Source organism: Streptomyces sp. NPDC050121 (assembly GCF_044460385.1).
Classification (GTDB): domain Bacteria; phylum Actinomycetota; class Actinomycetes; order Streptomycetales; family Streptomycetaceae; genus Streptomyces; species Streptomyces soliscabiei.
Map to the genome: position 1 here is coordinate 253831 of NZ_JBITJV010000004.1, position 25688 is coordinate 279518.

General features: G+C 72.1%; 23 protein-coding genes and 1 riboswitch. Of the genes, 12 read left to right on the forward strand and 11 right to left on the reverse strand.

Annotated elements, in window-relative coordinates; all coding sequences use genetic code 11:
* Positions 1 to 51: 51 nt before the first annotated feature.
* Entirely contained in the window at positions 52 to 1710 is a 1659-nt protein-coding gene (locus ACIBTS_RS08285; protein ID WP_399317534.1) for an AMP-binding protein, read from the reverse strand.
* Complete coding sequence (locus ACIBTS_RS08290) at positions 1707 to 3377, reverse strand: AMP-binding protein (protein ID WP_399317535.1); 1671 nt, start codon at positions 3375 to 3377, stop codon at positions 1707 to 1709. The genes ACIBTS_RS08285 and ACIBTS_RS08290 overlap by 4 nt, the downstream gene beginning before the upstream one ends.
* Positions 3378 to 3558: 181 nt before the next feature.
* On the opposite strand from ACIBTS_RS08290, the gene ACIBTS_RS08295 reads away from it, so the two are divergent.
* From ACIBTS_RS08295 to ACIBTS_RS08305, 3 genes are all read left to right on the forward strand, one after another.
* Positions 3559 to 4446, forward strand: coding sequence for a response regulator transcription factor (locus ACIBTS_RS08295; protein ID WP_399317537.1), 888 nt, complete (start codon positions 3559 to 3561; stop codon positions 4444 to 4446).
* Between the two features lie 220 nt (positions 4447 to 4666).
* Positions 4667 to 7495, forward strand: a complete 2829-nt coding sequence (locus ACIBTS_RS08300) for an ATP-binding protein (RefSeq protein WP_399317539.1) — start codon at positions 4667 to 4669, stop codon at positions 7493 to 7495.
* Positions 7496 to 7800: 305 nt separating this feature from the next.
* The gene (locus ACIBTS_RS08305; protein WP_399317540.1) at positions 7801 to 8592 is read left to right on the forward strand and encodes a S1 family peptidase; all 792 of its coding nucleotides are present in this window, start codon (positions 7801 to 7803) and stop codon (positions 8590 to 8592) included.
* A 170-nt stretch (positions 8593 to 8762) separates the two neighbouring features.
* Here ACIBTS_RS08305 and ACIBTS_RS08310 read toward each other — a convergent pair whose 3' ends face one another.
* Positions 8763 to 9872, reverse strand: a complete 1110-nt coding sequence (locus tag ACIBTS_RS08310; protein ID WP_399317542.1) for a winged helix DNA-binding domain-containing protein — start codon at positions 9870 to 9872, stop codon at positions 8763 to 8765.
* Between the two features lie 326 nt (positions 9873 to 10198).
* On the opposite strand from ACIBTS_RS08310, the gene ACIBTS_RS08315 reads away from it, so the two are divergent.
* The 3 genes from ACIBTS_RS08315 (at position 10199) to ACIBTS_RS08325 (ending at position 11807) form a co-directional block, all read left to right on the forward strand.
* The gene (locus ACIBTS_RS08315; protein ID WP_399317544.1) at positions 10199 to 10483 is read left to right on the forward strand and encodes a hypothetical protein; all 285 of its coding nucleotides are present in this window, start codon (positions 10199 to 10201) and stop codon (positions 10481 to 10483) included.
* Positions 10480 to 10908: a VOC family protein gene (locus ACIBTS_RS08320; RefSeq protein WP_399317546.1), complete on the forward strand. Its 429-nt coding sequence runs from the start codon at positions 10480 to 10482 to the stop codon at positions 10906 to 10908. The genes ACIBTS_RS08315 and ACIBTS_RS08320 overlap by 4 nt, the downstream gene beginning before the upstream one ends.
* 296 nt (positions 10909 to 11204) lie before the next feature.
* Positions 11205 to 11807: a histidine phosphatase family protein gene (locus tag ACIBTS_RS08325; RefSeq protein ID WP_399317548.1), complete on the forward strand. Its 603-nt coding sequence runs from the start codon at positions 11205 to 11207 to the stop codon at positions 11805 to 11807.
* A gap of 97 nt (positions 11808 to 11904) precedes the next feature.
* Here the strand turns inward: ACIBTS_RS08325 and ACIBTS_RS08330 are convergent, their stop codons facing one another.
* The 3 genes from ACIBTS_RS08330 to ACIBTS_RS08340 all read right to left on the reverse strand — a co-directional run bounded on the left by ACIBTS_RS08330 (position 11905) and on the right by ACIBTS_RS08340 (position 14069).
* Positions 11905 to 12663: a CbtA family protein gene (locus ACIBTS_RS08330; protein ID WP_399317550.1), complete on the reverse strand. Its 759-nt coding sequence runs from the start codon at positions 12661 to 12663 to the stop codon at positions 11905 to 11907.
* A gap of 22 nt (positions 12664 to 12685) precedes the next feature.
* Entirely contained in the window at positions 12686 to 12907 is a 222-nt protein-coding gene (locus ACIBTS_RS08335; RefSeq protein ID WP_079658772.1) for a CbtB domain-containing protein, read from the reverse strand.
* Positions 12908 to 12945: 38 nt separating this feature from the next.
* A riboswitch (cobalamin riboswitch) is annotated at positions 12946 to 13100 on the reverse strand.
* Between the two features lie 162 nt (positions 13101 to 13262).
* On the reverse strand, positions 13263 to 14069 hold the full coding sequence (locus ACIBTS_RS08340; protein WP_399317552.1) for a VOC family protein: 807 nt from the start codon (positions 14067 to 14069) through the stop codon (positions 13263 to 13265).
* A 322-nt stretch (positions 14070 to 14391) separates the two neighbouring features.
* Between ACIBTS_RS08340 and ACIBTS_RS08345 the strand changes: the two genes are divergently transcribed.
* The 3 genes from ACIBTS_RS08345 (at position 14392) to ACIBTS_RS08355 (ending at position 18664) form a co-directional block, all read left to right on the forward strand.
* The gene (locus ACIBTS_RS08345; RefSeq protein ID WP_399317554.1) at positions 14392 to 16608 is read left to right on the forward strand and encodes an MMPL family transporter; all 2217 of its coding nucleotides are present in this window, start codon (positions 14392 to 14394) and stop codon (positions 16606 to 16608) included.
* Positions 16609 to 16739: 131 nt separating this feature from the next.
* Complete coding sequence (locus ACIBTS_RS08350; protein ID WP_399317971.1) at positions 16740 to 17984, forward strand: sensor histidine kinase; 1245 nt, start codon at positions 16740 to 16742, stop codon at positions 17982 to 17984.
* Entirely contained in the window at positions 17981 to 18664 is a 684-nt protein-coding gene (locus tag ACIBTS_RS08355) for a response regulator (RefSeq protein ID WP_399317556.1), read from the forward strand. The genes ACIBTS_RS08350 and ACIBTS_RS08355 overlap by 4 nt, the downstream gene beginning before the upstream one ends.
* Before the next feature lie 19 nt (positions 18665 to 18683).
* Here the strand turns inward: ACIBTS_RS08355 and ACIBTS_RS08360 are convergent, their stop codons facing one another.
* Positions 18684 to 18824, reverse strand: coding sequence for a hypothetical protein (locus ACIBTS_RS08360; RefSeq protein WP_399317558.1), 141 nt, complete (start codon positions 18822 to 18824; stop codon positions 18684 to 18686).
* Positions 18825 to 19277: 453 nt separating this feature from the next.
* On the opposite strand from ACIBTS_RS08360, the gene ACIBTS_RS08365 reads away from it, so the two are divergent.
* The 3 genes from ACIBTS_RS08365 (at position 19278) to katG (ending at position 23324) form a co-directional block, all read left to right on the forward strand.
* Complete coding sequence (locus ACIBTS_RS08365; RefSeq protein WP_399317559.1) at positions 19278 to 20483, forward strand: cysteine desulfurase-like protein; 1206 nt, start codon at positions 19278 to 19280, stop codon at positions 20481 to 20483.
* A gap of 122 nt (positions 20484 to 20605) precedes the next feature.
* Complete coding sequence (locus tag ACIBTS_RS08370; protein WP_399317561.1) at positions 20606 to 21043, forward strand: Fur family transcriptional regulator; 438 nt, start codon at positions 20606 to 20608, stop codon at positions 21041 to 21043.
* Between the two features lie 67 nt (positions 21044 to 21110).
* Positions 21111 to 23324, forward strand: a complete 2214-nt coding sequence (gene katG, locus ACIBTS_RS08375; protein WP_399317563.1) for a catalase/peroxidase HPI — start codon at positions 21111 to 21113, stop codon at positions 23322 to 23324.
* Between the two features lie 417 nt (positions 23325 to 23741).
* On the opposite strand, the gene ACIBTS_RS08380 is transcribed toward katG, so the two are convergent.
* From ACIBTS_RS08380 to ACIBTS_RS08395, 4 genes are read right to left on the reverse strand one after another with little or no spacing between them, the layout of a single operon-like run.
* The gene (locus tag ACIBTS_RS08380; RefSeq protein WP_399317565.1) at positions 23742 to 23879 is read right to left on the reverse strand and encodes a hypothetical protein; all 138 of its coding nucleotides are present in this window, start codon (positions 23877 to 23879) and stop codon (positions 23742 to 23744) included.
* Positions 23880 to 23939: 60 nt separating this feature from the next.
* The gene (locus tag ACIBTS_RS08385) at positions 23940 to 24728 is read right to left on the reverse strand and encodes a thioesterase II family protein (protein ID WP_399317567.1); all 789 of its coding nucleotides are present in this window, start codon (positions 24726 to 24728) and stop codon (positions 23940 to 23942) included.
* Between the two features lie 21 nt (positions 24729 to 24749).
* The gene (locus ACIBTS_RS08390) at positions 24750 to 24926 is read right to left on the reverse strand and encodes a hypothetical protein (protein WP_319674788.1); all 177 of its coding nucleotides are present in this window, start codon (positions 24924 to 24926) and stop codon (positions 24750 to 24752) included.
* A complete protein-coding gene (locus ACIBTS_RS08395; protein ID WP_399317569.1) occupies positions 24926 to 25684 on the reverse strand; it encodes an SRPBCC domain-containing protein in 759 nt (252 codons plus the stop codon). Before ACIBTS_RS08395 ends, ACIBTS_RS08390 begins: the two co-directional genes overlap by 1 nt.
* Positions 25685 to 25688 lie beyond the last annotated feature (4 nt).

Here is a 25688-nt window from a genome sequence, read left to right on the forward strand (position 1 = left end):
CGCTGCCCGGGGCAGTAACCGCCAACGACCGTGTTTCTCATACGGTGCGTCTCAAGCGGTTCGATACTTCTCCCGCAGTTCGATCTTGCGCACCTTCCCGGAGACGGTCATCGGGAAGGCGTCCAGGATCTGCAGCCTGCTCGGGATCTTGTAATGCGCCAGCCGGCCCTCGCAGTACGCGCGCAGTTCCTCCAGGGTCAGGAGGTCCGCCGCGTCGTGCGGGATCACACACGCGAGAACCTCCTCGCCGTACCTCTCGTGCGGGACGCCGACGACCTGGACGTCCCTGATCTTCGGGTGGGCGTAGAGGAACTCCTCGATCTCGCGCGGGTAGATGTTCTCCCCGCCGCGGATGATCATGTCCTTGATGCGGCCGACGATCTCGACGTAGCCGTCTTCGCGCATCACCGCCAGGTCCCCGGTGTGCATCCAGCGTCCCGCGTCGATCGACTCGGCGGTCTTCTCGGGCTCGTTCCAGTATCCGAGCATCACGCTGTAGCCGCGGGTGCACAACTCGCCCGAGACGCCCCGGGGTTGGGTGACCCCGCTCACAGGGTCGATCACCTTCACCTCGAGGTGCGGCAGGACGCGGCCGACGGTGTTGGTGCGGTGCTCCAGGTCGTCGTCGCGGCGGGTCTGGGTGGAGACGGGCGAGGTCTCGGTCATGCCGTAACAGATCGACACCTCCGCCATGTTCATCTCGGCGACGACCCGCTTCATCACCTCGACCGGGCAGGGCGAGCCCGCCATGATGCCGGTGCGCAGCGAGGAGAGGTCGTAGGTCGCGAAGTCGGGCAGGTTCAGCTCCGCGATGAACATCGTCGGGACGCCGTACAGCGATGTGCACCGCTCCTGCTGGACCGCCTGCAGCGTGGCCTTCGGGTCGAACGACGGGGCCGGGATGACGATGCAGGCGCCGTGCGAGGTGGCCGCGAGGTTTCCCATCACCATGCCGAAACAGTGGTAGAAGGGCACCGGGACGCAGATCCGGTCCTGCTCGCTGTAGGCGATCAACTCGCCGACGAAGTAACCGTTGTTGAGAATGTTGTGGTGGGAGAGGGTGGCCCCCTTGGGGAAGCCCGTTGTGCCCGAGGTGTACTGGATGTTGATGGGGTCGTCGCAGGACAACTCCTGTGCCCGGAGCACGAGTTCCGCACGCAGTTCGAGCGTGCCGCGCGCGATGAGCGCCGCCCAGCTCGGATCGTCGATGTAAACGGTCTCCCGCAGTTTCGGGCAGTTGCGGCGCACCTCCTCGACCATCGCCCGGTAGTCGCTCGTCTTGTGGATGAGCGAGGCGAACAGCACCGAGATTCCGGCCTGGTTGAGGACGTACTCGACCTCGTGGGTGCGGTAGGCCGGGTTGATGTTCACCATGATCGCGCCGATGCGGGCGGTGGCGTACTGGACCAGTGCCCACTCGGCGCAGTTGACGGCCCAGATGCCCACCCGGTCGCCCTTGGCGACCCCGCTCGCGAGCAGCGCGCAGGCCAGCCGGTCGACGTCCGCCACGAATTCGGTGTACGTCCAGCGCCGCCCGGACGCCATGTCGACCAGCGCCTCGCGGTCCGGCCAGCGCGCCGCGGTCCGGTCCAGATCGGCCCCGATGGTGTCCCCGAGCAGCGCGGTGGCGCTCGTCCCGTGCGCGTACGAGGAACCCGACGTCTGCCCAGAGGTCTGCCCCGACGTCTGCGGGGACGACGGCCCGCTCACCGGAAGTCCTCCTCGCGGTACTCCGCCGTCGAGCCGGCGGCCGTCGCCTCGCGCAGCTCGATCCGGCGGATCTTTCCGCTGACGGTCTTGGGCAGCGGCGCGAACTCCAGGCGGCGGACCCGCTTGTAGGCGGCGAGGACCTGGCGGGAGTGCTCGAACAGCACCTTCGCGGTGTCGGGGCCCGGCTCCCATCCCTCGGCGAGGACGACGTAGGCCTTGGGCACGGCGAGGCGCAGCTCGTCCGGGGCGGGGACGACGGCTGCCTCGGCGACCGCCTCGTGCTCCAGCAGCGCGCTCTCCAGCTCGAAGGGGCTGATCTTGTAGTCGGAGGCCTTGAAGACGTCGTCGGCCCGCCCGACATAGGTGATGTAACCGTTCTCGTCGCGGTTGCCGATGTCACCGGTGCGGTAGTAGCCGCCGGCCATCGCCTCCGCCGTACGGTCGGCGTCGCCGTGGTAACCGGTCATCAGGCCGACCGGCCGGGCCGACAGGTCGAGCGCGATCTCGCCCTCCTGCGCGCCCGGCGCGCCGGACACCGGGTCCAGGAGCTCCACCCGGTAGCCGGGGCTGGGCCGGCCCATCGAGCCGGTCTTCAGTTCCTGTCCGGGGCTGTTGGCGATCTGCACGGCCGTCTCGGTCTGGCCGAAGCCGTCCCGGACGGTCACCCCCCAGGCGCGGCGCACCTGGTCGATGACCTCGGGGTTGAGGGGCTCGCCCGCGGCCACGGCCTCGCGGGGCGGGATCCGCAGCTGGGTGAGGTCGGCCTGGATGAGCATGCGCCAGACGGTGGGCGGCGCGCAGAAGGTCGTCACGCCCGCCCGGTCCATCTCCGTCATCAGCCGGGCGGGGTCGAAGCGGGTGTAGTTGTGGATGAAAACGGTTGCTTCGGCGTTCCACGGGGCGAAGAGGTTGGACCAGGCGTGCTTGGCCCAGCCGGGCGAGGAGATGTTGAGGTGGACGTCGCCGGGCTTGAGCCCGATCCAGTACATCGTCGCCAGGTGCCCGACCGGGTACGAGGTGTGGGTGTGCTCCACCAGCTTGGGGCGGGCGGTCGTGCCGGAGGTGAAGTAGAGCATCAGCGGATCGTCGGCGAGGGTGGGACCGTCGGGGGTGAAGCCGGCCGGGGCGGTGTAGGCGTCCTCGTACGGCTGCCAGCCCTCGGGTGCGCCACCGACCGCGATGCGCGAGTAGCGGCCCGGGACCTCGTCGAACTTGCCGGTGTCCGCGGACCGCACGAGGACGTGGCGGACCCGGCCGCGTTCGACGCGGTCGGCCAGGTCGGCGGGGCCGAGCAGCGGGGTGGCCGGGATGACGACGGCGCGCAGTTTCATCGCGGCCAGCGCCGTCTCCCACAGTTCGGCCTGGTTGCCGAGCATGACGAGGATCCGGTCCTCGGCGGCGACCCCACGGCCGCGCAGCCAGTTCGCGATCCGGTCGGAGCGCTCCGACAGCTCGGCGAAGGTGAGACGCGTTTCGGAACCGTCTTCTTCCACGATGTGCAGGGCGGTGCGGTCGTTGCCGTCGGCGATGACGTCGAACCAGTCGAGGGCCCAGTTGAAGTGCTCGGGGCGGGGCCACTCGAAACGCTCGTAAGCGGTTGTGTAGTCCTCGCGGTGTGCCAGCAGGAAGTCGCGGGCTCTGCGGAAACGCCCCGTCGCCGTCGTCATCTGTCCTCCTTGCTCTGTCGGTCGTTACCGCGGAACGCTTCTCCGGTGCGCCTTGGCGGCATACTCCCGTGGTGCCGAACCATTGCCGGGCGGCTCTCTGCCATCGTGTAATCCGTGGTGCAGGTCTCACTACCCCCGAACGGGGGTGTGCGGTACCAGGCCGCACGGAAAGGGCGAGAACGTGGCAGCAGACGCGGCCGGAACGGTGGAGATGCGCGGGGCACTGGCGCGGCTGCGGCGCGCGACGGGGCTGCCGGTCGCCTTCGGCGGCCTGGTCGAGCCGGGGCGCCGGCAGATGCGGATCAGTGAGTTCAGCGGCGCGCGGGGTCTCGCGCTGCGCGGACTGGCGGTGACCTCGGGCAACGGTCTCGGCGGCAAGGCCGTCGCGCTGGCCCGTCCGTGCGCGGTGAGCGACTACTCCCTGTCCCGGCAGATCAGCCACGAGTACGACGCGGCCGTCGCCGAGGAGGGGCTGCGTTCGGTGCTGGCGATCCCGGTGATCGTGCGGCGCCGGGTGCGCGGGGTGCTGTACGGCGCCCTGCGCACGGCGCAGCCGTTGGGCGACCGCACGCTGACCGCGGCCGTGCAGGTGGCGCGGGACGTGGAGCAGGCGCTGGTGGCCCGGGACCAGGCGCGCGAGCTGCTGACGGCGGCCCGGCCGGGCGCCCCGGGCGGCGTGGCCGGCCCGGGCGGCGGTCGGCAGGCCGGTCCGGAGGCCGGTCCGGGGGCCGGCGCTGCGGCCGGCTGGGAGCAGGTGCGCGAGGCGCACGCGGCCCTGCGCGCCCTGGCTCCGCGGATCACCGACCCGATGCTGCGCGCCGAGCTCCTCGACGCCTGCGGGCTGCTCACCTCCGGCAGCGGCGACGCCGAGCAGGTCACGCTCGCCGCGCGCGAGCTGGACGTGCTGGCCTGCGTGGCGGCGGGGGCGACGAACGCGGCCACGGCCGAGCGGCTGGGGCTGCGCCCGGAGACCGTCAAGGGGTATCTCAGGTCGGCGATGCGCAGGCTGGGCGCGCACACCCGGGGAGAGGCGGTGGTCCTGGCCCGCAGGGCGGGTCTGCTGCCGTAGCGGGGGCGCGCAACACGGCTGTAGCGCGGAGCGTGCAGGATGCCGGGAGCAGCGATCACATCAAGCCAGGGAGGTGCCTCACGACAAGAGACCATTCACGCGCAGCCGTCATGAATTTCCCCATGCGTCACGTTGTTATATCCCTCACCACGCCGCGTCTCCGAATTTCAAAGAGTCGTTGCCTAGAATTTGGCCAGGACACGACACTCGGAGGGGAGCGGTGACCGTGCGACGGGAGTTCAAGGAGCCTGCCAGATGCCGCCCCGACCTGGTCATCGGCAGGGAAGAGCTGTTCACGGCCGCCCGTGAGCAGCTGTCTCGCGGCGGCAGTGTGCTGCTGCACGGCCCCGCCGGAATAGGAAAGTCGACCGTGCTGCGGGCATTGGCCGCGGATTACGGCGAGGCGGCGCGCACCGTGCTGCGCTGCTCGGCGACCGAGTCCGAATCCCACCTCCCGTTCCTGGCCCTGGCCGATCTCTTCGGTCTGGTCCTCGACGAGATCTCGGACAGGCTGCCCGCCGCCCAGCGCACGGCGCTGGAGTCGGCGCTCACCGGCCGAGGCGAGTCGACGCTGCAACGCGACGGTCTCGCCCTGCGTCTGGCCGTGCTGTCCGCCCTGCGCGCCCTCGCCGCCGCGGGCCCCGTGCTGCTCGTCGCCGACGACCTCCAGTGGCTGGACTCGGCCAGCGCCGAACTCCTCGGCTTCGCCGCCCGCCGCCTCGGCGACACCCCCGTCCAACTGCTGTGCGCGGTGCGGACGGAGGGCCAGGAGTACGACCGTCATCTACGCGCGTCCCCGCCCGACACCCTCGCCGTCCGGCTGAACCCCCTCTCCCGTGCCCAGGTCTCCGCGCTGCTCGACCACCGCGGCTACACCGACCTGCCCCGCTCGACGGTCCGCGAGGTCCACCGCACCAGCGGCGGCAACCCCCTGTTCGCGCTGGAGCTCGGCCGCGCCCTCGGCGAGAACCCGACCCCGCCCCGCCCGGGCGAGCCGCTGCCGGTGCCGACCTCGCTGCGCGCCCTGGTGCTCAGCCGTCTCGACATGCTCTCCGACGAAGCCCGCCGCACGCTGCTCGTGGCCAGCGCCGGCGCCCGCCCCACGCTGGCCCTGTTGCACGCGGCCGGCCGGGAGAACGCCGAGGCCGAGACCGCGCAGGCCGCGGCGCTCGGGCTGCTGGCGACGGAGCCGGAGGGTCCTGCCGTACGGTTCGCGCATCCGCTGATCTCGGCCGCGCTGTACGCGGAGGCGCCCGCGCAGGAACGCCGGGCCGCGCACGCCGCGCTCTCCACGGCCGCCTCCGACCCGATCGAGCGGGCCCGCAACCTCGCCCTGGCCACCACCGGCACCGACCCGGAGGTGGCCGCCCGGCTCGCCGAGGCGGCGGCCCTGGCCCGGGACCGGGGCGCCCCGTCGGTCGCCGCCTCGCTCGGGCTGCTGGCCGCCCGGCACACCCCGCCGGACGGCGTCCCCGCCCCGGACGACCGGCGGCTGCAGGCCGCCGAGGACGCCATCACGGCCGGCGAGGTGGATCTCGCCCGGGACATCGCGCGCGAGGTGCTGACCCGGGCGACCGTGCCCGCCGAGCGGATCCGGGCCTGGGAGGTGGTGATCGAGGCCGCCGGACAGTCCCTCGGCGAGGTCGACGCCGTCTTCCCGCAGGCCCTCGCCGACGCCGGCGACGACCCGCGGCTGCTCGCCCTGGTCCACTACCGGCTGGCCTGGCGCAAGCTGATCGTCGAGGGCGACTTCGCGCAGGCCCGGCAGGAGGCCGCGCACACGGCGGAGCTGGCCGCACGCGGCGGCGACCGGCGCACCGAGCTGATGGCGCTGTCCTTCCAGGGGCACACCGAGGCCCTGATGGGCCATCCGAACGCCCCCGCGACCATCAAGCGGGCCCTGAAGGAGCCTCAGGACCCGTATGTGGCCTGCCATCACAACGGGGTCGGCGCGGCCCGGTTCCGCTGGCTGCTGATGAGCGACCAGTTGCCCGAGGCCCGGTCGACCATCACCGCGCTGCTGCGCGAGGTGCGCCGGCGCGGCATGGTCGAGAGCGAGGTGCACTTCCAGCGTTTCCTCGCCGAGACCGAACTGCGCTCCGGGCACTGCGGGCGCGCCCTGGACCTGGCCCGCGAGAGCCTCAGGCTGGCCCGGGACTCGGGCATCGGCCTGGGCGCCTCCGCGATGCTCGCCTCCCTCGCCGAGGCCTCCGGCGGTGACGTCGACCGGGCGCTGGCGCTGGCCCGGGAGGCGGCGGAGCACGCCGAGGAGGACGGCGACCAGATGTACGTCTCCCGCGCCCTGGCCGCCCTCGGCCACGCCCAGTTGGTGGCCGGGGACGCGGCGGGCGCGGTCGGCTCGCTGCGTCGGGTGCGGAAGCTGGAGCAGGGCCTGGGCATCACCGATCCGGCGCGGGGCCGCTGGCAGGGCGACCTCGCCGAGGCGCTGGTGCGGGTCGGCGAGCCGGGCGAGGCGCAGGACGTCATCGACGTGACGCGCGAACACGCGCTGCGGCTGGGCCGCGAGAGCGTGCTGGCGGTGCTGGACCGGTCGGAGGCGCTGGTGCGGGCGGCGCTCGGCGACCACGAGGCGGCGCTGTCCCGGCTGACGTCGGTGCAGGACCGGCTCGCCAAGCTGGGGTACGGCCTGGAGGAGGCGCGGGCGACGTTCGCGCTGGCCCGGCTGCGCACCCTGCGGCCGGGGACGGTCCCGGGACCGACGTCGTACGACGAGGCGGCGCGGCTGTTCCGGCGGTGCCGGGCCCTGCCCTGGCTGCGTCAGGTGGACGCGGCCGCGGCGGAGGGGCAGGCACAGCCGGTCGCCGTCGCCCAGCCCTCGCCCGCCTCCGACGCCCTGGAGGGCCTGGCCTCGATGGAGCGTCAGGTCGCGGCGCTCGTCATGGAGGGCGCGACCAACCGGGAGATCGCGGCGCGTCTGTTCATCAGCGTCAAGACGGTCGAGGCGACCCTGACCCGGGTCTACCGCAAGCTGGGGATCCGTTCCCGGGTGGACATCGTCCGACTGGCGGCAGGGCGTCACGCGAAGTGAGGAATCCGCGGGTCAACCGCCCCTGAGGGGCTATCTACCCTTAGTGGGCTTCTCCTGGGTCTCCGCCCCGCGCGGCGGGCTCCCTCAGGCGGCCCCATCGGCGGCGGCTGTGGGTTCCCCGGGCGACCGAGGGTTTTCCCTGCCCCAACTCCCCTAGGGGGTTCCCTCATTGGGACGAGCGGGTTCCGGGTCCTAGCGTAAGGGACGTGCCGCTCGCCCGGGCACACGGGGGTCGGTCCCGCGACCCCCGTGCTCACCCCCACACCCGCGCGACCCCCCACCGGCCATCTCCACCGAGGAGTTCCATGTTCGGGCTCAACCGCGCCAAGAAAACCGCCGCCGTCCTCGCGGCGACCGCCGCCGCGGCAGCGACCGCACTGCTCAGCGCCCCCACCGCTGTCGCAGCGCCCCAGCCGATCGTCGGCGGCACGACGACCACGACCACGACGTACCCGTTCATGATGCAGATCACGGACGCCTCGCAGAACCAGTTCTGCGGCGGCACCCTCGTCTCTGCGACCAAGGTGGTCACGGCCGCCCACTGCATGGTCGGCGAGACCACGAGCAGCGTGCGCGTCGTCGGTGGGCGCACGTACCTCAACGGCACGAACGGCACGGTCAGCCGGGTGAGCAAGATCTGGATCAACCCGGACTACACGGACGCCACCAACGGCGACGACGTGGCCGTCCTGACCCTGTCGACGGCGATGCCGTACACCACGGCGTCGTATGTCTCCTCGTCCCAGACCGGCGTGTACGCGGCCGGCACCACGGCCCGCATCATCGGCTGGGGCACCACCTCGGAGAACGGCAGCTCCTCCAACCAGCTGCGGACCGCGACCGTCCCGATCGTGTCCGACACCAGCTGTGCGAGCTCCTACGGTTCGGACTACGTCAAGTCCGACATGGTTTGCGCCGGATACACCTCCGGCGGCACAGACACCTGCCAGGGCGACAGCGGCGGTCCCCTGCTCATCGGGGGCGTCCTGGCAGGGATCACTTCTTGGGGCGAGGGCTGCGCGGAGGCCGGTCACCCGGGTGTGTACACCCGGCTGACCACCTTCTCCAGCCTGGTGACGGCGCAGGTCAACGCGTAGTCACCGGGTCGCCCCCAAGAACCTCCTGAGTACCCCTCAGGGAAAGACCGGGGGGCGCTGCGAGCCTCCACGAGCGGCCCGCAGCGCCCCCTATCCAAGCCCTCACCTCTCACCGGTGGGGGCTTCGGCCTGTTTCGGGGTCGTCCCCGACCGGGACGTCCCCCTTCGCGTCAGGGGCGTACGACGGTGGCGAACCGGATGTCGTGGGGCCGGCCCGGGTGCATCGCGGACAGCATCCGCTCGGCCTCTTCTGTCACCTCGTCCCGCTGGGCCTTGGTGAGGCGGCCGAAGGGCTCGATGACGAGCGCGTCCCGCTCCAGCTTCCACAGGCCCGCCAGGAAGCCGTCGACGAGGAGCGTGCAGTAGGCCTGGTTGCCCTGCCAGCTGCGGCCCCAGTACTGGGGCGGGACGACTCGGGTGCGGTCGGCGTGGGAGAGGAGGAGGTTGTCGAACTCGGGGAGGAAGCGCGGCGGGGCCGGGACCTGGGGGTCCGGGCGGGGGGCGTCGGGGAGGTCGAAGAGTTCCACGCCGTGCTCGTCGCGGAAGGTGAGCAGATGGGGGCGGAGTCGTTCGAAGGGCTCGCGCAGTCGGGTCAGGCCGGCCCAGGTCTGCATGTCCTTGACGGAGGCCGGGCCGAAGGCGGCCAGGTAGCGCAGGACGACATCGTCCGGCGCGGGCGCCGGTGCGGCGGGCCGGCCGAGCCAGTGCTCGGCGGTGGTCAGCGCGACCTGCCCGCTCCTGCCCCACAACCCGCGCGGGGTGACCTGGACGAGGGGCAGCCGGCACCGGGCGGCGACGGCGAGGGACCGGGGGTCGGCGTCCGGCCACTCCACGCAGAGCGCTTCGCGCAGTTGCTTCATGGTGCGCGGTTCGCTCTCGACGAGGTCGCGGGCGAGGACGGCGAGCCGGTCGAGGTCGACGCCGGCCAGGCCCTTGCGGAAGTACGTCAGCTCACGGTCGCGGGCAGGCTGGACGAACGGCCGCAGGGTCAGGCAGTCGTCGGCGGTATGGGCGTGGATGGTGGAGCGCATGCTGACGATGCGGACGACCTCGCGGCCGGCCATCGGCGTCGACAGCTTCTCCGGGACGAAGCCGTCGAGGCGGGCGGCGAGCGCGTAGTACGGCGGCTTGACGTTCTGCGCCTGAAGTCCGAGCAGGTGTTCGACGGCGGCCCCGGCCGACAGCGACGAGCGACGCAGCAACAGCTGCCGGTCGAGGGTGGCGCGGTTGAGGGCGCGGGCGCCGAGCACGGGGGCCGCCGGGGACGTCGTCTTCGTCATGCAGGGCAAGCTAACGCGGAATGAGGACAGTTGCTGTCCTCAAGGCACCCGGGCCGGGGCGCGCTGGGGATGTCCCCCTGCCCGTGCTGGGTATGCCGGATCGTGCCCCCGTCGGCGGCGAAACCAGGGCCTGTCCGGCGGATCAGGTCGCAGGAGAGCAGCGGCGCCTGATCGACGCAGGTGAGCGGGGAATGGTGCGTGCAGCTGCAAGGCGCAGGAGGGCGTCGACGCGATGGGGGTCCCCCCGCTCGAGCGAAGCCGAGCGGGGGGCGTGCCATTCCCCGCCTCTGCGGCATGATCCGCCGGACAGGCCCTAGCGTGCGCTCATGACGTCCACTCCGCGAAAGCACCTCGCCATGGCACTCGGGGTCGCCGTGCTGCTCGCCGCCGAGGTGACCACCGCCTTCGCCCAGCCCGCCGGGCCCTCCCCCACGCAGCAGTTGGGCGTAACCGGCGACGGCAGCCGAAGCGCCGTGGTCTCCATGTCCGAGGCACGCGGCGACACCCCGGCGCACATCCTGGCCCGGGAGAACGCGGCCGGCGTGCTGATCGACCACGCACTGTGCGCAGGAGGCCCGGCGGGTCCGGTAACCGCGGGCGACGCGAAGTGAGTCGGCCGACGCACGGCACGCTGCATCACGTCGAGCTGTGGGTGCCGGACCTCGACCGCGCCGTCACCTCGTTCGGCTGGCTGCTGGAGGCGTTGGGGCACACCCTCTTCCAGAGCTGGAGCGGTGGGCGCAGTTGGCGGCTCGGGGCGACCTATCTGGTCATCGAGCAGTCCCCGGCCCTCACCGCCGAACAGCACGACCGTTGCCGCCCGGGGCTGAACCATCTGGCGTTCCACGTCGACGACGCCGCCATGGTCGAGAGGCTGGCTGCCGACGCCGCGCAGCACGGCTGGCGCCTGATGTTCCCCGAGCGACACCCCTACGCCGGCGGCCGACAGCACTGCGCCGCCTATCTGGAGAACGAGGACGGCTTCGAGGTCGAACTCGTCGCGAGTCCAGGACGTGCGGCCGGGGGGCTGTGGTAGCTTGCCGAGGCCAGTCGTACCCATGTGCGTATCCGTACGTGCGCGGGTCAGGGAATCCGGTGTGACTCCGGAGCTGACGCGCAGCGGTAAGGGCGACGGGCGGGGCACCGGCCACTGGAGCATGATCGCGGTCCGGGCTCACCGAGACCCTCGTCGCGGACGTGTACGGCGTTCGCGCCAGCGTCACCCGCACCGGCCCCGACGACCGCCCGCACATACGGTTTCTGGGCCCACGGTGAGCGCATATCAGGACCACGCCAGGACCACGCCGTGACCGGACCAAGAGGAGCCGCCCAGTGACCAGTCGTGTCACCTTCGTCTCGCCTGCGACGAACGCGTCGCTGCGGCAGGGCCGTTTCGACGACGGGGGTTCGATCGACGCCGCCGGGCAGGCCCGGGCCCGGGGCGCGGCCAAAACCCTGCCCACGGCCGCGCGGGTCGTCGCCTCTCCGAGCGTGCGCTGCCGGGAGACGGCGGCCGCGCTCGGTCTCGACGCGGCGCAGTCGGCGGAGCCGGCCGATCTCGCGGGGCTGGACGTGGGGCGCTGGCGGGGCCTGACGCTCGCCGAGGTCGGCGCCGGGGAGCCGGAGGCGGTGGCCCGCTGGCTCGCCGATCCCGCGTCCGCACCCCATGGCGGGGAGTCCGTCGAGGAGTTGTGCGGGCGGGTGCGGCGTTGGCTGGAGACGGCCCAGGACATGGGCGGCCGTACGCTCGCCGTCGTCGAACCGGAGGTCGTACGAGCCGTGGTGGTCCATGTGCTGGGGGCGCCCCCGGCCGCCTTCTGGCGGGTCGACGTACCGCCGCTGACGGCCACCACGATCAGTGGGCGAAGCGGCCGCTGGAACCTGCGGATCGGCCATCCGCTGGACCCGTCCGAGCCGCACGCCGACGGCTCATGACGAGAAACCCGAGAGGGCCCGCGAACACTTCCGCGGGCCCTCTCGGGGTGTTGAACCGTGGTGTCGCACCATGCTGTTGAACTTGGTGTCGGACCTGTCAGTGCGGGGCCGCCGCCGCCGAGCCCGCGGACACGCCGGACGGCTTCGGGTGCAGCGCTCGCTCGGCCAGTTCACCGAAGACCAGGCCGAAGCCGGCCCACAACGTGACCTGCATCGCGAGCGCGGAGAGCCGGAACCGCCACAGCAGCGTGGCCGGGAAGTCCGCCGGTACCTCGTTGACGACGGGCAGGAACTCGTACGCCAGCCCAATGACCAGCACGAAGCCCAGGACGGCGGCGACGGTGGCGTTCCAGTTGCCCAGCTTCGGCGCGAGCCGCTTGCCCACGATCACGGCGGCGACCGCGAGAAGCACACTGAGCACCATCATCAGGAAGTACAGGGTGGTGCGCTTACCGATGGTGTCCGCGTCGCCGACGGACGGCGGGTTCGCCGGATACTTCAGGAACGGGACGACGTACACGGCGAGCAGAGCGGTGCCCGACAGCAGCAGCGCCGTGGCCCGGGGGCCGAAGCGGCCGACGCGGCCGAGCGCGAAGCAGTAGACGAGGGCGGCGATACCGCCGAACGCCACCCCGTAGAGGAGCACACCCGTGGCCAGCCCCGCGGTGGACTGCAGGCTGCGGGAGACGAGTTCGACCTCGTGCTCGTGACCGGCGGCGTGGGACTCCTCGAAGCCGATGGCGCTGTCGACATACGGTTCGCCGAGGAAATAGGCGACGATCAGGGCGAGCACGCCGGCGCCGAGGCCGGCGAGCATGCCCCGCACGAGCAGGTTTCTTACCGTTGCGGAGTTCATCGGGGTTGCGGCGTCCCTCAGGTCAGTGGCAGGGGAAGCCGAGGAGGTGGCGGGCGTCGTGCACCCACTCGTGGACGTTCTCGCCGGAGACGACGGAGGTGGCGCCCTGCTCGGCGCCGACGAAGTACAGCAGGACCAGCATCAGGACGCCGAAGAAGACGGCCCACGGGGCGATGTCCTTCAGCGGCAGCTTTGCGGGCACGACGGGGTTGTTGACGGTCGGCTGGGCGACATGCTGAGCCATGGCAGGGCCTCCTCTGGGAGTTCGCGTCCCATCTCGGTGGTGCACAGGACGACGGTCCCGGGTCTGACTCGCGATGCGCCCCCGTGTCGAGAAAGGGCGCATCGACCACAGTGGCGCGACCGTGCCGGATTCCCACCGGCTTCCGTGATGCCGTCGTCGATATCAGAGCGACGGTACCGTGTGTCGGGTTCATGGCCAATAGCGCCCCACCTGGCGTGATCGCGCTCTCGCCCGCCAAGTGGCCCGTATCACCCGTCCCGTACGGCTGCGGACCACCGGTTTCACCCCTGCCCGGGAGCCGCCCGCCGCAGCCGGAATCACACCGGGGCCTGGGCGCACGCCGTCCGGTCGGCGGCTATCGCGTCGCCTCGGCCGGCGTGAGGAGCACGAAGTCCGCATTCGAGGGGTCGAGGCAGACGGCCAGCCGGCCCACGCCCTCCGCGTCCGCCGGCCCCATCTGCACGCTGCCGCCGTTCCCGTTGACCTCGGCGACCGCCGCGTCGCAGTCGGCGACGGCGAAGACCGGGTGCCAGTACGGCCGCCCGTGCGCGAGGGCGAGGTCCTCTTTCGCGACCTCCATGAGGCCGCCCTGCATGCGCTCCTCGGGCTGACCGGCGGGCGTGACGAGGGTGTACGTGCCCCCGCCGCCCGGCAGTTCCATGTCGCCGAACTGCCAGCCGAAGACACCGGCGTAGAACTCCTTGGCGGCCCCGGCGTCGCTCGTGTACAGCTCCGTCCAGGACAACGAGCCCGGCTTGTCCGCCAGTTCGAAGCCCGAGTCCTTCCCCGGCTGCCAGACGGCGAACTGGCCGCCCAGCGGGTCGTTGAACTGCGCCATCCGGCCCCAGTCCTCGAGGTCCCGCGTCGGCACCCGCACCGTGCCGCCGCCGCGCTCCACGGCCTGGCTCGTGGCGTCCGCGTCGGTGACGGTGAAGTAGATCATCCAGGCCGAGCGCGCGCCCTCCTCGGTCAGCTTGCCGAGCCCGGCGACGGTCTTGCCGTCCTTGCGGAACATCCCGCCCTGCATCTCCTCCCCCTCGCCCCCCATGGGCTCGTACTCCCAGCCCAGCACCGCGCCGTAGAAGTCCGCGGCGGCCCGGACGTCGGGGGCGCCGAGGTCGATCCAGCAGGGGGAGCCGGGAGTGAGGTCGGTGGTGATCACGGCGATTCCCTTTCGCAGGTCGCAGGTCCTGACACCTCAGCCTGACACCCGGCACTGACAATCGCGCGTCGGCAAAGCGGCTCCGGACCGCGGCTCCGCTCCCCGGCTCCGGACCGCGGCTCCGGATTGCGACTGTGGCTGCGGCTGCGGGCCCCGTCTCATGCTCGGGCCGTATCCGGCTGTCCTCCTCGAGGATGACAACAGGCCGTCACTTGGTGCGTCGGCACCAGGCGGAAGTGCGAGCACGAGCACGATGCCCCGGCGCACCCCCGCAGGCCAGGCTGGTGGTCCACCCGAACCCAGACCTGGAGAACCGTTTCTCGTGGCTACCTTCCTGTACCGGATGGGCCGGACCGCCTTCCAGCGGCGTTGGCTCGTGACGTTGCTCTGGGCGGTGATCCTCGGCGCCGTCGGGTTCGGCGCCGCCAAGGCTCCCGCCGCCTCCGACAACGGCACGTCGTTCATGCCCGGCATCGAGGCACAGAAGGCGTTCGACCTGATCGGAGAGCGTTTCCCCGGCTCGGACGCCAACGGGGCGGGCGCGCGCATCGTGTTCGTGGCCCCCGACGGCGAGAAGGTGACCGCGGCGGGGCACCGCGCCGCCATCGACACGCTCGTGACCGAGGCGGGCGACGAACCCCGGGTCGCGAGCGCCGTGAACCCGTTCACGGCGGGCGCGGTCAGCGAGGACGGCTCCACCGCGTACGCCACGGTGAACTACAAGGTCAAGGCCGCCGATCTCACCGACGCCGACAAGACGGCCCTGGAGAGGGCCGTCGACGCGGCGCGCGAGTCGGGCCTCACGGTCGAGGTCGGGGGCACGGCGCTCGCCGAGCAGCCCGCGGCGGGCGGCTCCTCCGAGGCCATCGGCATCGCGCTGGCCGCCGTCGTCCTGCTGATCACCTTCGGTTCCCTCGCGGCCGCGGGTCTCCCCCTGCTCACCGCCGTCACGGGCGTGGGGATCAGCATGGCCTCGATCATGGCCCTCGGCAGCACCTTCGGGCTGTCCCTGACGACCGGGACGCTCGCGACGATGCTGGGACTGGCGGTCGGCATCGACTACGCCCTGTTCGTGGTCTCCCGCTACCGGGAGGAGCGCGCGGGCGGCCACGCACCGCGCGAGGCGACCGGCCTCGCCGTCGGCACGGCCGGTTCCGCCGTGGTCTTCGCAGGCCTCACCGTCGTCATCGCGCTGGCGGGCCTGTCGGTGGTCGGCGTTCCGATGCTGACCAAGATGGGCCTGTGCGCCGCGGGCGCCGTGGTCGTCGCCGTCCTGATCGCCCTCACGCTGGTCCCCGCGCTGCTCGGCATGTGGCCGGACGCCGTGCTCTCGCGTCGGGCGCGCAAGGGCGGCGGCCCGGCTCGGCCGGCCGACAACGGCGGCTCCCGCTGGGCACGGTTCGTGCTGCGCCGCCCGCTGGCCGTGCTGCTGGTGTGCATCGCGGGCCTGGGCGCCCTGGCCCTGCCGGCCACGCGCCTGGAGATGGGCATGCCGGGAGCGGAGTCCAAGCCCGTCTCGTCCACGGAACGGCGCGCCTACGACGCGCTCGCGGACGGCTTCGGCGCGGGCTTCAACGGGCCGCTGACGATCGTGGCGGACGTCAGGGGAGCGGACCACCCCAAGGCGGCCGCGACCCGGATCGCCCAGGAGATCGGCGCGACCCGCGGCGTCGTGTCCGTGTCCCCGGCGCGGTTCAACCAGGCCGGAGACACGGTGCTGTTCTCGGCGGTGCCCGCCACCGGACCCAATGACGAGCACACCAAGGACCTCGTCCAGACCATCCGCGCCGAGCGCCCCGAGCTGGAGCGCACGACGGGGGCGACGTTCGAGGTCACCGGCAGCACCGCGATGGACATCGACGTCGCCCAGGCCCTGCAGGCCGCCCTCGTGCCCTATCTGAGCGTCATCGTCGCGCTCGCGCTGCTCCTGCTGCTGGTGGTCTTCCGTTCCGTGCTGGTGCCCGTGAAGGCGGCCTTCGGGTTCCTGCTGTCGGTGCTGGCCGCCCTCGGCTCGGTCGTGGCGGTCTTCCAGTGGGGCTGGGGCGCGCAGCTGCTCGGCGTGGAGCAGACCGGTCCGATCATGAGCCTGATGCCGATCTTCCTGGTTGGCATCGTGTTCGGCCTGGCGATGGACTACGAGGTGTTCCTGGTGGCCCGGATGCGCGAGGCGTACGTCCACGGGGACCGGGCTCCCCAGGCGGTCGTCACCGGTTTCCGGCACAGCGCGCGGGTGGTCGTCGCGGCGGCGGTGATCATGATCGCGGTGTTCTCCGGGTTCGTCGGCGCCGACGAGTCGATGATCAAGACGATCGGTTTCGGACTCGCGGTCGCGGTGCTGTTCGACGCCTTCGTGGTCCGTATGGCGCTGGTGCCGGCGGTGCTGGCCCTGCTCGGCGACAAGGCGTGGTGGCTGCCCCGGTGGCTCGACCGGCTGTTGCCGCACGTGGACGTCGAGGGCGCCGGGCTCACCGCCTCGCGGGAGCACTGCGCCGCGCCGGCGGGCAACGAGCCCGCGCCGCAGGAACCGGCCCGTATCTGAACCCCGTGGCCAGGTCCCGTACTCCCGTACTCCCGTACGGTCATGCGGCAGGTCGCGGCGCCGTGGACAACGGTGCCGCGACCTGCGGTGTGTGAGCATGAATGTCCTCGACACCCTTCTCCCGGAGCGTCATGTACACCAGCTGGCGGCGTCGAGCGGCGACCCGTCCGAAAACCGTCGAGGCGACCGCGCTGGTCCTGTTGTTCGCTCTCACGGTCGCCGGCGTCCTCCTCACCCGGACGGTGATGCCAAAGACGCCGGCGCTGTGGCCCGGCGTCGCGCTCGCCGCCGTCGGGTGCGGCGCGCTGCCCTGGCGCCGTGAACGCCCCCTGTACGTCCTCGCCACGACCCTGCTGTGCACGTTGGCCCAGGCGGTACTGGGCTACCTGCTGACCCCCGGGGTGATGGGCCCGCTCCTGGTCGCGCAGTACTCGACGAGCGTGCGCCGGCCACGCCGCATCAGCTGGAACAGCGCGCTGGCGGCCACCGTCGGCATCGCCGTCACCGGCCTGTTCGTCCCGTCGTTCCTCCACTCGCCGATCCTCGCGATCGCCAACCCGGCGGCCTGGGTGCTGCTGTCGGCGGCCGTCGGCGCGTATGTCCGGGTGCGCCGCGAGTACGCCGTGGCCCGTGCCGAGCATGCGGACCGGCAGCGTGAGGAGGAGGCGCGGCACCGGGTGATCCAGGAACGCATGCGCATCGCCCGGGAGCTGCACGACGTGGTCGCCCATCATCTGACGCTGGCCGACGCCCAGGCCGGCACCGCCGCCCATCTCTCCCGGACGGACCCCGGCAAGGCCTTGGAGATCATCGCGAAGCTGCCGGAGACGACGGCCGCGGCGCTGCGCGAGCTCAAGGCCACCGTGGGGTTGCTGCGCGAGGACACCGACGCGGCGGACGAGCTGGCTCCCGCCCCGGGGCTGGGGCAGCTGCCCGAGCTGGTGGACGGCTGTTCGGCGGTCGGCCTGGAGGTGACGGTCACCGTCGAGGGAGAGCCGCGCCGCCTCAGCCCCGTCCTCGACCTGACGGCGTACCGGATCATCCAGGAGGCCGTCACCAACGTCACCAAGCACGCCGCGACCCGCACCGCACAGGTCCGGCTCGTCCACACCCCCCACCATCTGACCCTGACCGTCACCAACGACACCACCGGCGACCGCCCGGCGGCGCCGACCGCTCCCGGCGGCGGCTTCGGTCTGCTCGGGATGCGCGAGCGGGCCACGTCCGTGGGCGGCACCTTCCACGCCGGCCATCGCCCGCAGGGCGGCTTCGAGGTCGCCTGCGCCCTTCCGCTGCGCAACGACGACGGCGACAGCGACGACGGCGACACCGACGACAGCCCCGACGACCGCGATCCCGAAGGCCCTCTCTCATGACCATCCGCGTCCTGCTCGCCGACGACCAGGCCCTGCTGCGGGCCACCTTCCGCATCCTCATCGACTCGGTCGAGGACCTGACCGTCGTCGCAGAGGCCGCGGACGGACAGGAAGCCGTCGACCGCACCGCGACCCACCGGCCCGACGTGGTCATCATGGACATCCGGATGCCGCACCTCGACGGTGTGGCGGCCACCGCCGCCATCTGCTCCCGACCGGAGCTGTCGGACACCCGGATCCTGATCCTCACCACCTTCGAGAACGACGTGAACGTCGCCAAGGCCCTGCGCGCCGGCGCGAGCGGTTTCCTCGGCAAGGGCGTCGGTCCCGACGTCCTGCTGTCGGCGATCCGTACCGTCGCGGCCGGCGACTCCCTGCTCTCCCCCACCGCCACCCGCACCCTCATCACCCGTTTTCTGGCCACCCCGGACACCGAGGACTCCCTCGCCCTGCCCGATGTCCTCAAGGCGCTCACCGACCGCGAACGCGAGGTGATGGCCCTGGCCGCGCACGGCAGGTCGAATGCCGAGATCGCCGTCGAGCTCGTCCTGAGCCCGCTGACCGTGCGCAGCCACATCCAACGCGCCATGACCAAACTCCATGCCCGCGACCGCGCCCAGCTCGTCGTCATCGCCTACCAGAGCGGGCTGGTCAAACCCCCTACGCAGCCGGGCAGTTGAGGTGGCGGGCACCAACCGTTCAGACCGACTCCGGTGTCGCTGTGCGCAGTTGCCGGCGGGCGGCGGCGAGCAGGGCGCCGAGGTCGTCGGTCGAGCGGACGCCGCCGAAGACGTAGTGGTCGGGCCGAGCCAGTACGGCCACGCACGACTGGCGGCGCAACCAGCCGTCCAGGACGGGCTGTTCCTCGCGGTACGTCCGCGGCCGGGTCCGTGTCGTGCCGCAGCACCAGCCGGAAGGAGCTCCCGGTGAACCCGTCGAGCAGTGCGGTGCCGGACCGGGCGTCCGTCGCCCTCGGCTGCGGCAGGAGGTCGCCGCGCGCGGGAAACCCCCGCGGTGCGAGGAAGCCCGCGTGCAGTCCGGGCCGTGGCGCCGACCGGGCCCAGCCCGACGATCACCACGTCGGCGTCGAAGCCCCCGACGTCGACGTTCTCGGCGTCGCAGTTCTCGGCGGTCTCGTCGTGCTCGGTCACTGCGGCCCCTTCCGACTCGACGGAACGCATTTGTCAAAGCGAGACAGTCAAGGGTCTGACAGTTTTCTTCGGGGGGACGTGATCCGGTCGAACCGGCGCGATGCGCTGGTGGGGCCCGGTCCCGGATGCCAGAGTCTGGGCCATGGCCATCGACGTCGCCGCCCTCCGCGCCCATTTCCCCTCCCTCACCCACGGCCTCGCCTTCTTCGACGGACCGGGCGGGACCCAGACCCCCGCCCCCGTCGCCGAGGCCGTCACCAGGACGCTGACCGGCCCCCTGTCCAACCGGGGTCTCGTCAGCCCGTCCGAACGCAACGCCGAAGAGGCCGTCGCCGACTTCCGCGCCGCCTACGCCGACCTGCTCGGCGTCCCCGCGAGCAGCGTCGTGCACGGGCGCAGCGCCACCCAGCTCACCTACGACTTCTCCCGACACCTGGCCAAGGACTGGCGGGTCGGCGACGAGATCGTCGTCAGCCGTCTGGATCACGACGCCAACGTGCGCCCCTGGATACAGGCGGCCGAGCACGCCGGGGCCACGGTCCGCTGGATCGAGATCGACGCCGAAACCACCGAACTCGACCTCGACTCCTACGAGCGGGCGCTGTCGCCGCGGACGCGGCTGGTCGCGGTGACGGCTGCGTCGAACGTGCTGGGCACCAAGCCGCCCGTGCGCCGGATCGCCGACCGGGCCCACGAGGTGGGCGCCCTGCTGTACGTGGACGGGGTGCACTTCGCCGCGCACCACCTGGTGGACGTGCCCGCGCTGGGGGCGGACCTGTTCGTCTGCTCGCCGTACAAGTTCCTCGGACCGCACTGCGGTGTGCTCGCCGGATCCCCCGGCCTCCTCGAAGCACTGGACCCGGACAAGCTGTTGCCGTCCACGAACGCGGTGCCGGAGCGCTTCGAGTTCGGGACGCTGCCCTACGAGATCCTGGCGGGCGCCACCGCCGCCGTGGACTTCCTGGCCGCCATGGACGCGACGCGGACCGCGGGGGCGTCGCGCCGGGAGCGGCTCACGCGGTCGCTGGCGTCGTTGCACGCGCACGAGAACGCGCTGCGCGCCCGGGTGGAGGACGGTCTGCGGGCGCTGGGCGACGCCGTCACCGTCCACTCGAAGGCGCCGGACCGCACCCCGACCGTCCTGATGACCCTGGAGGGCCGGGACGCGCGCGAGGCACAGGCACACCTGGCCGCCCGCGGGGTCGTCGCCCCGGCCGGATCCTTCTACGCCTACGAGCCGTTCACCGCGCTGAAGCTCCAGGACCCCGCGCTGCGGGTGGGACTCGCGCCCTACACCGACGACGAGGACGTCGACCGACTCCTCGACGGCCTCGCCTCGTTCCTCTGACCGCGGCCTTCGCCGACTTCCACCGGCATCCACCGGCTTCCTCTCCCCGACCTGCCCCGTTTCCCAGACCTGCACTGTTCGTTTTCTTGAATCGTTCGTGTTTATGAAGTAGGTTCGGCCGCATGACAGCACCCCGTACACCGACCACCGCGGAGGAGCTGCGCGGTGTCGGCCTGCGGGTGACGGCCGCCCGTGTCGCCCTGCTCGAAACCGTCCGCAGCGGCGACCACCTCGACGCCGAGGCGATCGCCACGGGCGTACGCGACCGCGTGGGCCACGTCTCGCTGCAGGCCGTGTACGAGGCGCTGCACGCGTTGACCACGGCAGGACTGGTGCGCCGAATCGAGCCGCCGGGCAGCCCGGCCCGGTTCGAGGGGCGCGTCGGGGACAACCACCACCACCTCGTGTGCCGCTCGTGCGGCGTCGTCGTCGACGTCGACTGCGCGGTCGGCCACGCGCCCTGTCTGACCGCCGCCGACGACCGCGGCTTCTCGATAGACGAGGCCGAGGTCATCTACTGGGGCCTGTGCCCCACCTGTTCCACCGCCGGCAGTACCTGAGCACCCGCAGCACCCGAGCGCTGCGGTACGTGAGCATGTGATCCGACCAGCCCAGAAGGATTCCCCCATGACCGAGAACCATGATGCGATCGTGACCGAGCCCAAGGCGGCGGAGGCAGGTGGCTGCCCGGTCGCGCACGGTCGCGCGGCGCACCCGACCCAGGGCGGCGGAAACCGCCAGTGGTGGCCGGAGCGGCTCAACCTGAAGATCCTCGCCAAGGACCCCGTCGTGGCCAACCCGCTCGGCGCGGAGTTCGACTACGCCGCGGCGTTCGAGGCCCTCGACCTGGCGGCCGTCAAACAGGACATCGCCGAGGTGCTGACCAGCTCGCAGGACTGGTGGCCCGCCGACTTCGGCAACTACGGCCCGCTGATGGTCCGCATGGCCTGGCACAGCGCCGGCACCTACCGCATCAGCGACGGCCGGGGCGGCGGCGGCCGCGGACAGCAGCGCTTCGCGCCGCTGAACAGCTGGCCGGACAACGGCAACCTCGACAAGGCCCGCCGTCTGCTGTGGCCGGTCAAGAAGAAGTACGGCCAGTCCATCTCCTGGGCCGACCTCATGATCCTCACGGGCAACGTCGCGCTGGAGACGATGGGCTTTACGACCTTCGGCTTCGGCGGCGGCCGCGCGGACGTCTGGGAGGCCGACGAGGACGTGTACTGGGGTCCCGAGACCACCTGGCTCGACGACCAGCGCTACACCGGCGACCGCGAGCTGGAGAACCCGCTCGGCGCCGTCCAGATGGGCCTCATCTACGTCAACCCCGAGGGCCCCAACGGCAACCCGGACCCGCTGGCCGCGGCCCGCGACATCCGCGAGACGTTCCGCCGCATGGCGATGAACGACGAGGAGACCGTCGCGCTGATCGCCGGTGGCCACACCTTCGGCAAGACCCACGGCGCGGGCCCGGCGGACAACGTAGGCGACGACCCCGAGGCCGCCTCCATCGAGCAGCAGGGCCTGGGCTGGAAGTCCACCTACGGCACCGGCAAGGGCGGCGACGCGATCACCAGTGGTCTGGAGGTCACCTGGACCACCAAGCCCACCCAGTGGAGCAACGACTTCTTCGACATCCTCTTCGGCTACGAGTGGGAGCTGACCCAGTCCCCGGCCGGCGCCAACCAGTGGGTGGCCAAGGACGCCGAAGCGATCATCCCCGACGCGCACGACGCGTCGAAGAAGAAGCTCCCGACGATGCTCACCACCGACCTGTCGCTGCGCTTCGACCCGATCTACGGTGAGATCTCGCGCCGCTTCCACGAGAACCCGGCCGAGTTCGCGGACGCCTTCGCCCGCGCCTGGTACAAGCTGACCCACCGTGACCTGGGCCCGAAGTCCCTGTACCTCGGCCCGGAGGTCCCGGCGGAGACCCTGCTGTGGCAGGACCCGCTGCCGGAGGCCACGGGCGAGGTCATCGGCGCCGAGGACATCGCGGCCCTCAAGGCCAAGCTCCTCGACTCGGGTCTGACCGTCGCGCAGCTGGTGTCCACGGCGTGGGCGTCGGCGTCCTCCTTCCGCGGCAGCGACAAGCGCGGCGGCGCCAACGGCGCCCGCATCCGCCTGGAGCCGCAGCGCGGCTGGGAGGTCAACAACCCCGACGAGCTGGCGCAGGTGCTGCGCGTACTGGAGGGCGTCCAGGCCGAGTTCAACTCCGGTGGCAAGCAGGTCTCCCTGGCCGACCTGATCGTCCTCGGTGGCGCCGCCGCCGTGGAGAAGGCCGCCAAGGACGCCGGTCACGACGTGGATGTCCCCTTCACGCCGGGCCGCGTGGACGCCTCGCAGGAGCAGACGGACGTCGAGTCGTTCGCCGCGCTCGAGCCGACCGCCGACGGGTTCCGCAACTACCTCGGCAAGGGCAACCGCCTGCCGGCCGAGTACCTGCTGCTCGACAAGGCGAACCTGCTCACCCTGAGCGCCCCCGAACTGACGGTCCTCGTCGGCGGTCTGCGCGTGCTGGGCGCCAACCACGGCCAGTCCTCGCACGGCGTCCTCACCGACGCCCCGGGCACGCTGACGAACGACTTCTTCGTCAACCTGCTCGACCTGGGCACGACCTGGTCGTCGACGTCCTCGGACCAGAGCACCTTCGAGGGCCGCGACGCCTCCGGCGAGGTCAAGTGGACCGGTACGCGTGCCGACCTGGTCTTCGGCTCGAACTCCGAGCTGCGCGCGGTCGCCGAGGTCTACGCGAGCGACGACGCGAAGGAGAAGTTCGTGAACGACTTCGTCGCCGCGTGGGTCAAGGTCTCCAACCTCGACCGGTTCGACCTGGTTTGAGCCCGACCGGTCGGCTCACGCCTCGCGTGATCCGGCCGGCGCATCCAGCACCACCCAGCACCACGAGCACCATTCAGCACCGTCCGGGGCGTCCGGCCGGCCCGCACAGGCCGAGCCGGGCGCCCCGGCGCGTTCCCCACTGGAACGGGTTCGGCGCCGTGTCCGTCGTCCTAGACGCGCGCCGCCAGCCGGGGCAGCCGGGGTGCCGTCCCCGGGATGCTGGTGCGCCGCAGGCTCTCCGGGCCCTCGGCGAGACACAGACCGGGGCGGCGGGACAGTGTCCACCAGGGTCCGGCGCGGATCCTCCCCCGTGTACCCCTCGATCGCGGCGGGGCTGCTGCCGAAGCGGCTGTCGCGCAGCCCGTCGCGGACGTCGTCGTAGCGGGTGACCAGCCACACCGGCCGGGTCTCGGTCAGTCAGCCGCGCACCACGGGACCCTGCTCGCCGATCTTGCCGTAGCCGGCTGCGGGGTCGGCCTGCAGTTCGGGATCGAGGAGGTACGGCTCTCCGGGCGGACGTGCGGTGCGGGGGGCCGAGGTGGTCGTGTTCGCCATGGGGTGACTCCCTTGTCGTACAAGCCTGTTCAGTCGGGCCCGCCGGTGCGGAGATTCCCGTCAGCCGAGCCGGGCGACGATGTCCGCGACCAGCTGCGCCTCGTGCGGGACCAGGAAGAAGTGGTCGCCGGGGAACGAGCGCAGCGTGAAGCGGCCCGGTTCGGTGAGTTCCGCCCACGCGCCGACGGACTGCGCCGGGCAACTGGCGTCGTCCCGGCCCGTGTAGGCGGTGACGGGGGTGCGCAGCGGCACCGGGCGGGTGGGGCGGTAGCTCTCGATGAGGCGGTAGTCGGCGCGCAGGGCGGGCAGCAGCAGGTCCCTGAGCTCGGGGATGTCGTAGACCTCTGCCTGGTAGTCGCCGAGGCCCCGCACCGTGGCGAGCAGCGCCTCGTCGTCGCCGTCGACGACGCCCGCCGGCCGGGCCCAGTGCGGGGCGGCCCGCCCGGAGACCAGCAGCCGCGCCGGACGCAGACCGCGTGCCTCCCACCGCAGCGCCACCTCGTAGGCGACGGCGGAGCCCATGCTGTGGCCGAACAGGGCAAGCGGCAGATCGGTGTACGGAGCGAGGGCCTCGGTGACGGCGTCGGCCAGTTCGCCCATGTCCTCGACGCAGGGTTCGGCCAGGCGGTCCTGGCGGCCCGGGTAGCGCACGGCGAGCAGTTCGACGTCGTCGGGCAGATGCGCGGGCCAGCCGTGAAAGAGGTGGGCGGTGCCGCCGGCGTGCGGGAAGCACAGCAGGCGGCGGGCGGCCCGGGGCGCACGGCACCTGTGCACCCGGAACCACCGGTCCGCCGGGGCCCGCCGGGGCGCGGGAAGCGCGGCGGCGGTCGTGAGGTGGGTCGGCGCCATGGTCGGACGGTCCTCCTGGAGTTAGCGAAACGTGCTGAAACGGCGGGAGTTGAGGAGCGAAAGGAAGTAAGGGAGCTTGTCCACGGCCCGTTTGGGGACGTGCGCGGTCTGCACGGTGTCCTGGCGCAGATCGGTGACGACGAGCTTGAACACGCCGTCCTCCTCGACGAGTTCGGCCGAGTACAGAGGCGTCTCCATCAGGGCGCCACCTCCGCCAGCCACGCGTCCCACGCGCGCGTGGCGTCGTCGGCGTCGGCATCCGGTGCGAAGAGGTGGTGGCCGAGCCACACCGGCCAGTTCCAGGCGCTTCCGTCGTAGAAGCGGTACAGGGCGTCGGCGGTGCGCAGGCCCAGGAAGTCGGCGTCGAGGAAGTCGACGACCGCCTCGACGGGGGCCCCGGTCCGGCCCGGCAGCGTCACCTTCACGGTGTCGCCCGCGCCGGCCGCCGCGGGCAGTCCGAGCCGGTCGCGTACGGCGGTGAGGCTGCCGGGAACGGCCGGGTCGGGGCGGGTGGCCTTGACGTAGGCGGCGCGGCGGCCGGAGAAGTGCCGCAGGTACTCGGCGAGGCTGTGCCGGTAGAAGTCGATGTGCTTCTCGGCGGCGTCGGCCCGGGTGTCCCAGCCGTCGTCCGCGACGCCGGTGTGCACCCAGTGGATTCCCATCGACAGCACGGTGGGTCCGTCGCCCAGCCGCGCGTCGTCCTGCTGCGGTACGACGGTGTAGTCGAGGGTGTTGCTGAAGCCGTCCTGGTCGGCGGTCCGGCAGGCGAACCTGTGGGGCGGCTCCCACTCGACGACGGTGGCCTGCCCTCTCGACACCGCGCCGCCGACACGCGGCTCGATGTCCATCGGGTACAGCCAGCCGAGGTTGCCCTCGCCGGTGGCGACCGCGTTCCACACCTGCTCGGGTGTCGCGGGCAGCACCTGCTCGCGGCGCACCCGGAACTCGCGGGCCATGCGC